The following is a 14860-nucleotide window of genomic DNA, read 5'->3' on the forward strand; positions in this document are numbered from 1 at the left end:
CACCCGGCACCACCACAACCAAACGGTCGCGGATCGCTCCGGAGCAACTTTTCAAACTTACCCGCTCGCTTCCTCCGTGTCAAATCGGCATCTGCGGCTCCTCGATGCCTTGGGCATCTTAGCTGCTGTACCGACCAACTCCGGGGAGCGGCGCGGAAATAAACTCTACCACTACTTTGCGCTGCGGCCAACCCACCACCGGAAGGGGCCGAAAAGGCCCGGAATCACGGGGATTCCGGGCCTTCTCGTCGCCCCGACTGGAGGTCCATTGGTGGGGTCCATTTGTGGGGTCCGTCAGCGGCATCCGTTGGCCTCTGCGGACTGACCGCATGGTGCTTAAGTCAGCGGTCCGCCTGGCAGTGCCGCGCCGCCGTCTTCGGCCGCGGGTCCGGCCGATGCCGCGGGTGCCGGTCCGGCCGATGCCGCGGGTGCCGGTCCGGCCGATACCGCAGCTGCGCCCGCGGCAGTGCCGCTTGCGACCTCTCCGATGCCGGCGGGCTTGAAGTAGGCGACACCCAGCGGGGGCAGAGTCACGGTCAGGGTTGCGGGCTGACCGTCGATGCCCTCGTCCTCCGCCGTCAGGGTCCCGCCGTTGAGGACACCCGATCCCCCGTATGCGGGCGCATCGGTGTTGAGTACTTCCATCCAAGCGCCGGTGGACGGCACTCCCAGGGCGTAACCCTCATGCGGCCCGCCCGAGAAGTTGACCGCGCAGACCAACGGGTTTCCCTCGGTGTCCCAGCGGACGAATGTCAGGACGTTGCGGTCCGCGTCGGCTCCGTTGATCCACTGGAATCCGCCGGGCTCGTTGTCCCGCGAGTACATCGCTGGAGTGGACTTGTACAGTTCGTTCAGGTCCTTGGTCAGCAGCTGCAGGCCCCGGTGCGCCGGGATGTCCGCCAGCCACCAGTCGAGTCCGTGCTGTTCGGACCATTCGGCTTCCTGGCCGAACTCGGTGCCCATGAAGATGAGCTGCTTGCCGGGATGCGCCCACTGGTAACCAAGGAACGCGCGGAGGTTGGCCAACTGCTGCCAGCGGTCGCCGGGCATCTTGCGGAGCATGGACCCCTTGCCGTGGACCACCTCGTCGTGGCTGATGGGCAGGAGGAAGTTCTCGGTGAAGGCATAGACCATCGAGAACGTAACCGTGCCGTGGTGCCATTTCCGGTTGACGGGATCCTCAGAGGCGTACTTGAGCGAGTCGTGCATCCAGCCCATGTTCCACTTGAGTCCGAAGCCGAGGCCGCCGTGGCTGGTCGGTGCCGTGACGCCGGGGAATGCAGTGGACTCCTCCGCGATCATGACCACTCCCGGATGGGTCTTGTACACCGTGGCGGTGGTCTCCTGAAGGAATGAAATGGCCTCCAGGTTTTCCCGCCCGCCGAACCTGTTCGGCTGCCATTGGCCGTCTTCGCGTGAGTAGTCCAGATACAGCATGGACGCTACGGCATCCACGCGCAGGCCGTCGATGTGGAACTCGTCCAGCCAGTAAAGCGCGTTGGCGACCAGGAAGTTGCGGACCTCGGTGCGCCCGAAATCGAAGATCAGGGTGCCCCAGTCCGGGTGCTCCCCCAGGTTGGGATCGGCGTGTTCGTAAAGGGGCTGCCCGTCAAACTGGGCCAGGGCCCAGTTGTCCTTGGGGAAGTGTGCCGGCACCCAGTCCAGGATGACGCCAATACCGGCCTGGTGCAGAGCATCCACCAGGTAACGGAACTCGTCGGGGTGGCCGAAGCGGGACGTCGGTGCGAAGTAGGACGTGACCTGGTAGCCCCAAGAGCCGCCGAAGGGGTGCTCGGCCACCGGCATGAATTCAACGTGGCTGAAGCCCAGCCACTTCACATACTCCACGAGCTCCTTGGCCAGCTCGCGGTAGGTCAGGCCCAACCGCCAGGATCCGAGGTGCACCTCGTACACGCTCATGGGCGAGTTATGGGGGTCCAGCTCGGCGCGCGCCTTCATCCAGGCCTCGTCCTCGAACCGGTAGTGGGACTCGACCACCCTGGAGGCGGTCAGCGGCGGCACCTCCGTGCCGAAGGCCAGGGGGTCGGCCTTCTCCACCCAGTAGCCGCCTTTGGCCTTGATCTCGAATTTGTAGCACGCCCCTGCTGAAACACCGGGGACGAACAGTTCCCACACACCGGAGGACCCGAGGGAGCGCAGTGAATTTTCGCGGCCGTCCCATGCATTGAAGTCGCCCTTGAGCCGCACGGCTTCGGCATTGGGAGCCCACACGGCGAACGACACGCCGTCAACGTCGCCCAGAGTGGACTTGTAGTGCTGCACATGTGCGCCAAGCACCTCCCAGAGCTTCTCGTGGCGGCCCTCACCGATCAGGTGCAGATCCACTTCGCCGACGGTGGGGAGGTAGCGGTACGGATCGTCCACGGTCACCGGCTCCGCGCCTTCGTACGTCACCTCAAGACGGTAGTCCGGCACGTGGCCGGCCTGCAGGGGCTCGACGACGGCAACCCACACGCCGTCGGCCTCGTGGGTCATGGGCACGGTGCCCGCGACGGTAACCACGTTGACCGCTTCGGCCAGGTGCTTTACGGTGCGGATGGTTACGTGGCCGTAGTCATCGAGGTGGGCGCCAAGCACCGAGTGCGGCGCGTGGTGTTCGCCAGCCGCCACCTGCGTAAGCGTGTGCGCATCCACGTGCAACGGCGCGTGGTGGCTGTCGGTATGTGCAGAGCCTGTCATTTTCTTACCTTCCGCTGCGGCACCGGCCGGTTCGCCGGGGCCTTTACTGCTGAGGAGCCGCCTGGACGCATTGACCGGAATGGCCAGCCAGCCGGGCCTGTTGCGTAATTCATAAACGACTTCGTACAACGCCTTGTCCAGCCACAATGCCACAAAGAGCGGCGACTTCCGGTCAATCGTGCCGGGCGTGACTTCGGAGTATCCCGCGAGGAAGGCCTCGGCGCAGTCGTCGACCCAGGATTCGGGCACGCGGGCATCGGTTCGCTCCCGCTCCGCAGCACCGGCGGCGTAGTCAAAGGAGCGCAGCATGCCCACCACGTCCCGCAGCGGCACGTCGGGAAAGTTGCGTTCCGAGATGGGCCGCATGGGCTCACCCTCGAAATCGAGAATGGCCCACCGGTCCGGTACGCCGCCGCTGCCGGGAACCTGGAGGATCTGGCCCAAGTGGAGGTCTCCGTGGATGCGCTGCAGAGCACCGGCCGGGACACCCTCGAGGTGGCTGAGCAGGCTTTCCAGCTCCTCTTCATGAGGGCCGACGGCGGCACGGGCCTCCGTCCATGCCTGGCGGACGCGCTGGGCTACTCCGGGGGCGATGACGCCGCCCGGGACGGGTTCGGCGGAAACGCCGAGCGTTTCCGCGAGCCTGCGGTGGACCATGGCTGTTGCGTGGCCCAGGGCATGCGCCTCTGCAGTGAAGTCAACTCCCCCGGCGGCGGCATCGACGGCCAGCCGCCAGGCATCCCGTCCGCCGGCCAGGAACTCGTGGGCGACCGCCAGTTCACCCTGGGCGCGGCCGGCGGGGGCGCCCTCCGGAGAGGCTCCCGGGGCCTGCCCCTCCTGGAGAAACCATTCGCCGGTGACCCAGCCCAAAGTGGCCGGCACTTCGGAAGTGCGGGCGGCAGAAAGGGCAGCCCCGACTTCCACTTCAGGATTGCGTCCGGCGGAAAGCACCCGGAAGAACTTCACGATGGCCGCGGAGACGCCGTCGTCCACTATCACTGAACTGTTGGACTGTTCACCGGAAAGGACCTTGACTGTCCCGGAAGCGCGCGGCAGGGGCTTGCCGGCCCCGGACAGATGACCGATGGCCATGCCGGCGGAAGCATCTCCTTCCGTACGCATGAGTTCCAGCCATTCCGCAATGAACACGCGGTCATGGACGGCATCGTAAATCCAGCGGTGGCCCAATTCGGCGTCGTCACTTTCGCCGATCAGCGCGCGCTCGGCGCCGGGCAGCGGTTCGCTGCGGTAGCTCAGCGGCACCTGCACCACATCGGTGCGGCGGGCGCCGTCGGCCGTCTCGGAAACCACAGCGGCGAGGAACACCTCGAGGCCCACCTTGCCCGAGGCGTCGTTGAGGATGAGTCCGCCCACCGGTGCCAGCGAAAATTCGGCAGATTTCACCGGGAACCAGCGCTGGCGCGGCAGCCAGCTGCGGAGCAGTTGTTCGAGCGTGGGTGTCAGAGTGGATTGGCTCATGTCAGCCCTCAATGGACAGGATCGGCATCGCCTGGGTGAACGGGGACGCCGGGTTGGAGGTCGCCGAGCGGACCCGCAGCCAGAAGAAATCGTGGCTGCCCAGGGTCAGGGTCAGGTTCCCGTCGTCACCGATACCCGGAAACGGCTGCCCGCCAAAAACGTCCCGGAGCCCGCGGCCGGCAAACTGCGGGACCCTCAACGTTGTAGCCACCGGATGCTGCGAGAGGTTGAAGGCGCACAGGATGGACTCGGCCGGCTCACCTGCCGCGTTGCCCTCCGGCAGTTCGCGCAGGTAGGCCAGGACGACGTCGTGGTCGGCTTCGACGTGCTTGAACCCGCCGAGGCCGAACGCCGCGTGGTTCCGCCGGACGCTCAGGATCTGGCGGGTCCAGCGCAACAGGGATCCGGAGTGCGCGGCCTCAGCCTCCACATTCGCCATGCTGTAGTTGTAGACCAGCGACTGGATCACCGGCAGGTACAGCTTGCCCGGGTCGGCGTTGGAGAATCCCGCGTTGCGGTCCGGGTTCCACTGCATGGGCGTGCGGACGGCGTCGCGGTCTTCGAGCCAGATGTTGTCGCCCATGGCGATTTCGTCCCCGTAGTACAGAAAGGGGCTGCCCGGCAGGGACAGCAGCATGGCATTGATGAGCTCAATCTCTGCCCTGGAATTATCCAGCAGCGGCGCCAACCTGCGCCTGATGCCGATGTTGGCCCGCATGCGGGGGTCCGGGGCGTACCAGCCGAGCATGGCAGCCCGTTCATCCGCGGTGACCATTTCCAGCGTCAGTTCGTCGTGGTTCCGAAGGAACGTTCCCCATTGGGCGCCCTCCGGAATCTCCGGTGTGTCGTGCATGGTCTCGATGATCGGGGCCGCCTTCTGATCACGCAGCGCGTAGTACAGCCGCGGCATGATGGGAAAGTGGAACGCCATATGGCATTCCGGCTCTTCCTCGGTGCCGAAGTATTCCACCACCTCGTTGGGCGGCTGGTTGGCCTCAGCGATGATCACCCTGCCCGGGTAGCTGTCGTCCACCATTTTCCGCAGCTTGCGCAGGAAGTCATGGGTGGCGGGCAGGTTTTCGCAGTTGGTGCCCTCTTCCTCGAACAGGTACGGGATGGCGTCGGCCCGGAAGCCGTCGATCCCCTGATCCAGCCAGAACCGCACGACGTCGAACAGTGCGTCGATGACCTTCGGATTCTCGAAATTCAGGTCCGGCTGGTGGCTGAAAAAACGGTGCCAGAAGAACTGGCGCCGGATGGGGTCGAAGGTCCAGTTGGACTCCTCCGTGTCCACGAAGATGATGCGGGCGTCCTGGTACTTCTCATCAGTGTCGCTCCACACGTAGAAGTCCCCGAACGGACCGTCCGGATCCTTCCGGGACTCCTGGAACCACGGGTGCTGGTCCGAGGTGTGGTTCAGCGGCAGGTCAATGATGACCCGGACTCCGCGGGCATGTGCCTCAGCCACCAGCCGCTTGAAATCGCTGATGGTGCCGAACTCGTCCAGTACGGAGTTGTAGTCCGAAATGTCATAGCCGCCGTCCCGCAGCGGTGACTGGAAGAACGGCGGAAGCCAGAGGCAGTCCACCCCCAGCCACTGCAGGTAATCGAGTTTCTCGATCAGGCCATGGAAGTCGCCTGAGCCGTCGCCGTTGGCGTCCGCAAAACCCCGGACAAGCACTTCATAGAACACCGCCTTCCGGTACCACAGGGGATCGTGCTGCAATCCGGGCGCGTTGAGCTCGAACGAACTCTTGGGTGTGAAGTGATGAGCCGGGTTCTGCGGGCTGAAACTCACTTGAGGCTACCTCCGGATGTTCAGAATGTGTGCAGGTTCAACATGGGCATCGAGTCTGACGTAGTTGTATTCGCCCCACTCCCACGTCTCGCCCGAGATCAGGTCATCGACACGGAAGCCGCCGTTCGCGGTGAGGTCATCGGGGTCGAGGTGCAGAGCGGCGAGATCAAGCGAAACCGTGCTTTCCCGCGTGCTGTGCGGGTCCACATTGACCACCACGATGATGGTGTCCTTCGTGCCGTCCGGAAGGGTCTTGTGCTTGGAATACACGATGGTGGCGTCGTCGGTGCTGTGGTGCAGCGTCAGGTTCTGCAGGTCAGCCAGCGCCGGGTGGGCCTTCCGGATTTCGTTAAGCCGGGTCAGGTACGGCGCGAGGGTCCGGCCGGACGCGTTGGCCGCGTCCCAGTCACGGGCCTTGTACTCGAACTTCTCATTGTCGATGTACTCCTCAGCCCCTGGCCGGGCCACATGCTCGTACAGCTCGTAGCCGGCGTAGACACCCCACAGCGGGCTGGCGGTGGCAGCGAGGGCTGCCCGGATCTTGAACGCGGCGGGCCCGCCGTACTGCAGGTACTCGGTGAGGATGTCCGGCGTGTTGACGAAGAAGTTCGGCCGGAAGTAGGCCGGCGACACGTGGCTGACCTCCTGGAAGTACGCCTCGAGTTCCTTCTTGGTGTTGCGCCAGGTGAAGTACGTGTAGGACTGCTGGAAGCCTGCCCTGCCCAGCGCATGCATCATGGCGGGCCGGGTGAAGGCCTCGGCGAGGAACACGACTTCCGGGTTCTTCTTGTTGACCTTCGCGATGAGCCATTCCCAGAACCACACGGGCTTGGTGTGGGGGTTGTCCACGCGGAAGATCTTCACACCGTGGCTGACCCAGAGCTGGACGATGCGCAGGATTTCCTTGGACAGGCCCTCGGGATCGTTGTCGAAGTTGAGGGGATAGATGTCCTGGTACTTCTTCGGCGGGTTTTCCGCGTAGGCGATGCTGCCGTCCACCCGCGTGGTGAACCACTCCGGATTCGTCTGCACCCAGGGGTGATCCGGCGCCGCCTGCAGCGCAAAGTCAAGTGCCACTTCCAGGCCGAGTTCGTTGGCCCGCGCCACAAAGGCATCGAAGTCCTCAAAGGTTCCGAGGTCCGGGTGGATGGCGTCGTGGCCGCCTTCCTTCGAACCGATGGCCCAAGGCGAACCAGGATCGTGGGGACCGGCAATCAGGGTGTTGTTCGGGCCCTTGCGGTGCTGCACACCGATCGGGTGAATGGGCGGCATGTAGATGACGTCGAACCCCATGCCGACGACGGCGTCCAGCCTTTTGGCCGCAGTCCGGAAGTTGCCGGACGTCCATTCGCCCGTCGAATGGTCCCGGACGGCGCCTTCCGACCGGGGGAAGAACTCATACCAGGCCCCGCGGCCGGCGAGGTCCCGCTCAACCAGCAGCGGAAAGGCTTCGGAGGCAGCGACCAGCTCGCGGATCGGTTCGCGGTCAACGACGGCGGCCACCCCCTCGCCGAAGCCCGCCGCCAGCCGCTCCTCGGCGGACAGCGACGTGTCGGACAGCACCGAGGCGGCGGTCCGGAGGGTTCGCCTGTCGTCGGAGTTCCGCGAAGGATCTTCGGCAGCCTGGGACAGCAATGCGGCCCCTTCGTCGAGCATCAGCTCGACGTCGATGCCCGCCTCGACTTTGACCTCGGCGTTGTGGTGCCACGTGCCGTAGCGGTCGTGCCAGGCCTCGATGACGAACGACCAGGTGCCGGTTGAGGTCGGCGTCAGCAGGCCTTCCCAGAGGTCCGTACCCTTGCCCCGGTCCCCGGGCGGGGGCTGCAGGCGTACGCGCTGGCGTTCCTTGCCTTTCGGATCCAGGAGGACCGCGCTCACGCCAAGCTGGTCATGGCCTTCGCGGAAGGACCGGGCACTGACCACGATTCCCTCGCCGGGGAGGGCCTTGGCCGGGAACTTCCCCCCTTCGACAACAGGCTGAACGTCCGTGATCGGGAAGCGGCCGAACCGGAGGCCGTCCGTAATCGAATTTTTCGGCGTTTGCTTTGCAGGGGCACTGGTTCGGGTGTTAGTCGTCACAGGCTCGACGTTAGCGAGAAACGGGTCGAATTGCTAAGCCTGCGATCCTAATTTGTGAACTGATTCGTCATTTACCGGAAAGTAATCGAATGCAGTTCCTGCCGTTCATCTTGTCGGTTAGTGTGGCGCAGGTGAAGGCAATCCGCAGATTTACCGTCCGTACCGTTCTTCCCGAACCGATTCGGCCGCTTGCCCGTTTGGCCACAAACCTTCGCTGGTCCTGGCACCGGCCGACGAGGGAACTTTTCGAGGGGCTCAACCCCAAAGTATGGGCTGAAAGCGACAACGATCCGGTGAGCTTCCTGGGACTTGTGGGCCGCGAGGAAATGCACCGGCTGGCCACTGACCAGGATGTGGTGGCCCGTGTGCAGGCTGCGGCGGATGACCTCGACCGGTACCTTCAAGAGCCCCGCTGGTACCAGAGCCTGGGTCAGGACGCCCCTGCGTCCGTTGCCTACTTCTCCCCCGAATTCGGCATCACGGAAGTTCTGCCCCAGTACTCGGGCGGCCTCGGCATCCTCGCGGGTGACCACCTGAAGGCGGCCTCCGATCTGGGCGTTCCGCTGATCGGAGTTGGACTCCTCTATCAGGCCGGCTACTTCAAACAGTCCCTGTCCCGCGACGCCTGGCAGCAGGAGACCTATCCGGTGATTGACCCGGACGGCCTGCCGCTGACGCTGCTGCGCGAGCCCTCCGCGGACGGCAACGGCAAGCCCATCCAGATCGCGCTGCCGCTGCCCAACGCGCGGCGCCTATTGGCGCACATCTGGCGTGCCGACGTCGGGCGTGTCCCCCTTCTGCTGCTCGACTCCAACGTCCCGGGCAATGACGACGCCGCCCGCGGAATCACCGACCGCCTCTACGGCGGCGGAGGCGACCACCGGCTGCAGCAGGAGCTCCTGCTGGGCATGGGCGGTGTGAAGGCGCTGCGGGTCTACCAGAGGCTTACGGGCACCACCGCGCCGGAGGTGTTCCACACCAATGAAGGCCACGCCGGGTTCCTGGGCATCGAGCGGATCCAGGAGCTGATGGCCGGGGAGCAGGCCCTCACGTTCGACGAGGCCCTCGCCGCCGGACGCGCGTCCACCGTGTTCACCACCCACACCCCCGTTCCGGCCGGCATCGACCGGTTTGAAACAGCGCAGATACAGCATTTCTTCGAAGCAGGCCTTGCACCGGATGTTCCCCTCTCGCGGATCCTGGACCTCGGCCGGGAGGACTTCGCCGACGGAAACCCGTTCCTCTTCAACATGGCCGTCATGGGTCTCCGGCTTGCGCAGCGGGCCAACGGCGTGGCCAAGCTCCACGGTGAGGTGTCACGGGGCATGTTCTCTGCGCTGTGGCCGGGATTCGACCACTCCGAGGTGCCCATAACCTCCGTGACCAACGGCGTGCACGTTCCCACCTGGGTGGATTCGCGCATTTCGAAGCTTGCCCGGAAGCGCTTCGGCCCCGAGGCGGAAGTCAACGGCCGCTGGGACCTCGCCTACAACGTCAGCGACGCCGATGTCTGGGCGCTGCGCCGTGAAATGCGTGTCTCCCTGGTCGAGGACGTCCGGCGCAGGCTGCGTGCGGCCTGGAAGAAGCGGGGGGCTGCGGACGCCGAGCTGGCCTGGACCGGCTCCGTGCTGGATCCGGACATCCTCACCATCGGATTCGCCAGGCGCGTGCCCACCTACAAGCGGCTGACACTGATGCTGCGCGAGCCGGAACGGCTGAAGGCCCTCCTGCTGCACAAGGAGCACCCCATCCAGCTGGTCATCGCGGGGAAGTCGCACCCGGCGGACGACGCCGGGAAGAAAATGATCCAGGACCTGGTCCGCTTCACCGACGATCCCGCCGTCCGCCACCGCATCGTGTTCCTGCCGAACTACGACATCGCCATGGCCAGGACGCTGTTCCCGGGCTGCGACGTCTGGCTGAACAACCCGCTGCGTCCGCTGGAAGCCTGCGGCACGTCCGGCATGAAGGCGGCCATCAACGGGTCCCTCAACCTGTCGGTGCTCGACGGCTGGTGGGATGAGATGTACGACGGCGAGAACGGCTGGGCGATTCCGACCGCCAACAACGGTGCTTCCGCCGAGGAACGGGACGACATCGAGGCAGCTGCGCTGTATGAGCTGCTCGAGACCCAGGTTGCGCCGCGTTTCTACGGCAACACCGTCTCCGAGTCGGCCGGCGCCGCGGGTCCGTCCGACTCCGGCCAGGAGAAGATCCCCACGCACTGGGTGTCCATGATCAAGCACACGCTGGCCCACCTGGGCCCGGCCGTCTCGGCCGAACGGATGCTGCAGGACTACGTCAACATCCTGTACAGGCCCGCCGCAGTCTCAGGACGGCACGCGGTGGCCGATTCCTTCGCCCAGGCCAAAGCACTCGCAGCCTGGGTCTCAAAAGTCCGTGCGGCCTGGCCCCACCTCCACGTGGAGCATGTGGACTCCATGGGCGTGTCCGAGGAGCCGCAGATCGGTGACACGCTGCAGGTCAACGCCTACGTGGGGCTGCACAACCTGTCGCCCAGCGACGTGTCCGTGGAGGTGGCTTACGGCCAGGCGGAGGAAAACGACGAACTCGCCAACGTGACCTTCGTGGACCTGGAGCCCAAGGAGGAACTCGGCAACGGCCACTTCCTCTTCACCGGGTCCATCGTGATCGACCGCTCAGGGTCCTTCGGGTACACCGTCCGCGTGCTGCCCAAGCACGAAGCACTGGCGTCCAAGGCGGAACTGGGGCTGATCGTCAACGCCTAGTCATCCAGGGTTGCGCCGCAACTCAGCCATCCTCCGCGTGCTAGCTCGTTCCTCCCCACCGTCCCCCTAGCCTCGCAAGCTCGGCCAGGGAACCCGGACGGCGTGGGCCCAGCTTTGACGCACGCTTCCGGATTGCTGAGTTGCGGCGCTGGCTGTCAAACGTTGTGTTTACTCAGAGGAGCACGGCGATGACTGATAGGTCCTTGCCGGCGTAGCTTTCTGCATCTTGCAGGATCTCACAGATGATGCCGAAGGACCGGTCGCTGCGGAAGGCTGCGGGCACTTGCCAGATGAGGGTCAGGGGTTCCTGGCCGTCGTCGGAGATGGTGTCGGCGAAGTCGTGCAGCGAGTCGTTGAGGGCGTCAAGGTTCACGCCGAAGTGTTCGGGAAAATCCAGTGCCTCGCCGAAGGTCGCCAGCACGGACTTCTTCGAGTCCGCGGCCGGGATCACCAGGCTGCGGCGTCCCGCGTCGGCCACCTGGTCGCGCAACTCTTCAATGGTCCAGGTGTCGCCGGAATAGATCTTCATGGGTGCTATTTGCCTTCTGCTATGAATTTGAACGACTCGTAGTGGTCCGGAGTGTAGTATTTCTCGCCGTCCCTGCCCGCCACGATCCTGCGGGCGCCTCTGTCTGACTCGCCGGGCGTGGGGACCGTGTACTCCTTGTAGTACCCGCCCGATTTGCGCGGCAGGAGGCGTTCAAAATTGCTGAACGTTGCGCCGTCGCGGGTGTACGGAAAGGGGCCGCCCTGCCGGATCAGGGCGAGGGTCCGGCGGCCTTCGGCCGGCAACTGGGACTCCCGTACGGCGGCCATGCCCGAGGGGTTGGGAACGGCCGTCACGTTCCCGGACGGCGCGGGCGACGCCGTGCCCAGCGGAGTGGCCGCGGGAGGCTGCACCGTGGGTGACGAAACGAGGCTGCACGCCACGAGGGCCGCCAAGGCGAGCCCTACCAGCAGCGTCCCAACGGCCAACAGCCTGCGCTTGTTAGTGCGGTACACGAGGCCTAGGTGCGGTAGATGCTGATGGTGTTCGCCGGCACGCTGTCCCGCTCACCGGAGGAGACCAGGCTGCCCTGCCGGCGGTCGTGGAGCTCGGACGTGGTGAGGCGCAGTTCGAAGAACCGCTTGCCGGTGCCGTCATCGTTGGTGACCTGGGGAAGGGTGACGTTGGCATCGTCGCGGCCGCCGTTGACCACAACGAGTCCTGCCACCTGGCCGTCGTCGGAGCCCAGCAGCAACTGCACCGCCCGGTGCCGGGGATCGTTCCACCGTTCCATGGACATGGGCTGGCCGTCCTCGTCATACCAGTACAGGTAGGATTGTGCGTCGCGGACCGGGAAATCGTGGGGCTGGCCGGCCAGGAATTCCTTGCGGAGGCGGATGATGCGCTTGGTGCTGCGCAGCATGGCGTGCGACTCCGGCGTGCTGGTCCAGTCGAGCCAGGCAAGGGGGTTGTCCTGGCAGTAGGCGTTGTTGTTGCCCTGCTGGGTGCGGCCAAGTTCGTCGCCGGCCGTGATCATCGGAACCCCGAGGGAGATCATGAGCGAGGCCATCAGGTTGCGCCGGGTCTGGGCGCGCCGGGCGAGGATGCTTTCGTCCTCGGTCCGCCCTTCAAAACCGTGGTTGTAGCTGCGGTTATCGCCGTGCCCGTCCCGGTTCTGCTCGCCGTTGGCCTCATTGTGCTTGCGGTCGTAGGACACGAGGTCGGTCATGGTGAAACCGTCGTGGGCGGTGATGAAGTTCAGCGATGCGAGCCGGGAACGGCCTGACGGTTCAAAGAGGCTCGCCGAGCCGGACATGGCGTCTGCCAGCCTGGCCACGGATCCGCCTTGGCCGCCGGCGTCGATCGCCGCTCGGTCCGCCAGCCAGAAAGAGCGCAGGGCGTCGCGGTAGTGGTCGTTCCAGTCTACCCAGCCGCCCGGGAAGCGGCCGGTCTGCCAGCCCCCGTAGCCCACGTCCCAGGGTTCGGCGATCAGCTTGACCCGGGACAGGACAGGGTCCGCCGCGACGGCAACGAGGAACGGATGGTTCGGATCGAACTCGTTGGCGGCGTTCCGGCACAGCGTGACGGCCAGATCGAAGCGGAAGCCGTCGACGTGGAATTCATCCACCCAGTAGCGGAGCGAATCCAGCACCAGCTGGACCACGCGGGGCTCGCCGAAGTTGAGCGTGTTCCCGCAGCCTGTGGTGTCGATGTATTTGCCGTGGCCGTCCGTGCGGTAATACTTCTGCTCGCCCAGTCCGCGGAAGCCGAAGGTGTGGCCGTCGGGCCCGCCCTCGGCGGTGTGGTTGTAGACGACGTCCAGGATGACTTCGATGCCCGCAGCGTGGAGCAGCTTGACCATGCCCTTGAACTCGTCCTGAACGGCCTGGGGCCCGGAGTCCTGCGCGGACTGCGTGGCGTACCCGGGGTGCGGGGCGAAGAATGCCGCCGTGTTGTAGCCCCAGTAGTTGGTCAGGCCGAGGTTCTGCAGGTGCGGTTCGTCGAGGTGGAAATGCACCGGCAGCAGCTGTACCGCCGTAATACCGAGGCCCGTGAGGTGCTCAATCATGGCCGGGTGGGCCATGCCCGCGTAGGTTCCGCGCAGGGCCTCCGGGATATCCGGGTGCAGCATGCTCTGCCCCCGGACGTGGGCCTCGTAGATGATGGTGTTGCGCCACGGCGTGTGCGGACGGTCGTCGGCGCCCCAGTCGAAGTCGTTGGACATCCTGACGTTGGTCAGGAAACCGTTGCGTTGGTCGACGGCGCGCCCGTAGGGATCGAGCAGCAGCGGCTGCCGGTCGTCGTCGTGGTCTTCGTCAAAGTTCACGCTGGGAACTGAGAGCGGCAGCACTTGACCATCGGTAGCGGCGCGGAAGCCGTAGCGCGAGCCGACCGGGAATCCCTCAACAATGCCGTGATGGACGCCATTCGTGACGTTCGGCAGCGGCTGGAGCCGCCAGCTGCCCCCCGGTGCCTGGTACGCGATTTCCAGGGTGAGGACGCTGGGAGCATAGACTGCCACGTTGGCGCGCCCCTTGTGCGAGCCGTCCTCGGCTGACCTTGGACGCGGAGAACTTACGCCGAGGGGGAAGGCCTGGGAGGCGTCAACGGTCGAGGCTGTGTCTAAGAGGGGCATTACCATCGATTAAAGCTTAGCTGGCACATACAAATAGCTGATCTATTCCGGGATGTTACACCCGCCGGCCCTGCTCCGAGCGGCGGCATACTGGTAGTACGCACCGATATGGAGGTAGTCGTGAGGGTTGCACTTGCCCAGATCATCACCGGCCGGGACCTGGCCGCCAACCTCGTGCTGGTCGAGGAGTATGCCCGCCGCGCCAAGGACGGCGGTGCCGAGCTGGTCGTCTTCCCTGAAGCCACCATGCGCGCCTTCGGGAATTCGCTCATCGACATCGCAGAACCGCTGGACGGCCCGTGGGCCAACCGGGTCCGCGCCATTTCCGCCGAGCTGGGGATCGTGATCGTTGCCGGCATGTTCATCCCCGGATCGTCGCCCGACGGAGGGCAGGCAAAAGTCCGGAATACGCTGCTGGTGACCGGTCGCGGCGTGGAAGCCAGCTACGACAAGGTTCACCTCTTTGATGCCTTCGGCTTCCTCGAATCGGACACCGTGGACGCCGGGACGGGTCCCGTAACGTTCGACGCCGGCGGCGTCACCTTTGGCCTGGCCACCTGTTACGACGTCCGTTTCCCGGCGCTTTTCACGGCCAACGCCGACCGTGGGGCCGTTGCGAACATCGTCTGCGCCTCGTGGGGTTCGGGGCCCGGCAAGGTGGAGCAGTGGCAGCTCCTGGCCCGCGCCCGCGCCGTGGACACCACCACCTACGTGCTTGCGTGCGGACAGGGCGATCCGGCAACCCAGGGTGTTGAACCGAAAGGCGCGGCGCCCACCGGCGTCGGGCACACCGCCGTCGTGTCCCCCTTCGGCGAAGTCCTGGAAGAGCTCGACGGCGCCCCCGGCCTGCTGTTCGCCGACCTGGACCCCGCCGTGGTCAAGGAAGCCCAAACCAAGCTCCCGGTCCTGGCCAACCGCCGCGAGTTCTAAGC

8 protein-coding genes are annotated in these 14860 nt (G+C 65.4%); 2 read left to right on the forward strand and 6 right to left on the reverse strand.

Annotated features, from left to right (window positions below; genetic code table 11):
- Positions 1 to 336 precede the first annotated feature (336 nt).
- Genes J7I89_RS00005 through J7I89_RS00015 form a run of 3 tightly spaced genes read right to left on the reverse strand, consistent with a single transcriptional unit; the run spans position 337 to position 8056 of the window.
- Positions 337 to 4179: a 1,4-alpha-glucan branching enzyme gene (locus J7I89_RS00005; RefSeq protein WP_214966362.1), complete on the reverse strand. Its 3843-nt coding sequence runs from the start codon at positions 4177 to 4179 to the stop codon at positions 337 to 339.
- Position 4180: 1 nt separating this feature from the next.
- Positions 4181 to 5977, reverse strand: a complete 1797-nt coding sequence (gene treS, locus J7I89_RS00010; RefSeq protein WP_214966363.1) for a maltose alpha-D-glucosyltransferase — start codon at positions 5975 to 5977, stop codon at positions 4181 to 4183.
- Between the two features lie 6 nt (positions 5978 to 5983).
- Positions 5984 to 8056 (reverse strand): alpha-1,4-glucan--maltose-1-phosphate maltosyltransferase, encoded by a 2073-nt coding sequence (locus J7I89_RS00015; protein ID WP_214966364.1) that lies wholly within the window; start codon positions 8054 to 8056, stop codon positions 5984 to 5986.
- A 131-nt stretch (positions 8057 to 8187) separates the two neighbouring features.
- Here J7I89_RS00015 and glgP point away from each other — a divergent pair, with 131 nt between their 5' ends.
- Positions 8188 to 10806, forward strand: a complete 2619-nt coding sequence (glgP, locus tag J7I89_RS00020) for an alpha-glucan family phosphorylase (RefSeq protein ID WP_214966365.1) — start codon at positions 8188 to 8190, stop codon at positions 10804 to 10806.
- Between the two features lie 172 nt (positions 10807 to 10978).
- On the opposite strand, the gene J7I89_RS00025 is transcribed toward glgP, so the two are convergent.
- Genes J7I89_RS00025 through glgX form a run of 3 tightly spaced genes read right to left on the reverse strand, consistent with a single transcriptional unit; the run spans position 10979 to position 13934 of the window.
- Positions 10979 to 11335, reverse strand: a complete 357-nt coding sequence (locus tag J7I89_RS00025) for a barstar family protein (protein WP_214966366.1) — start codon at positions 11333 to 11335, stop codon at positions 10979 to 10981.
- A gap of 5 nt (positions 11336 to 11340) precedes the next feature.
- Entirely contained in the window at positions 11341 to 11808 is a 468-nt protein-coding gene (locus J7I89_RS24870; RefSeq protein ID WP_308159765.1) for a ribonuclease domain-containing protein, read from the reverse strand.
- Positions 11809 to 11813: 5 nt separating this feature from the next.
- The gene (gene glgX / locus J7I89_RS00035; protein ID WP_214966367.1) at positions 11814 to 13934 is read right to left on the reverse strand and encodes a glycogen debranching protein GlgX; all 2121 of its coding nucleotides are present in this window, start codon (positions 13932 to 13934) and stop codon (positions 11814 to 11816) included.
- Between the two features lie 114 nt (positions 13935 to 14048).
- Here glgX and J7I89_RS00040 point away from each other — a divergent pair, with 114 nt between their 5' ends.
- A complete protein-coding gene (locus tag J7I89_RS00040; protein ID WP_214966368.1) occupies positions 14049 to 14858 on the forward strand; it encodes a carbon-nitrogen hydrolase family protein in 810 nt (269 codons plus the stop codon).
- Positions 14859 to 14860: the final 2 nt, after the last annotated feature.

The organism is Arthrobacter sp. ISL-5 (assembly GCF_018613835.1).
Lineage (GTDB): Bacteria > Actinomycetota > Actinomycetes > Actinomycetales > Micrococcaceae > Arthrobacter.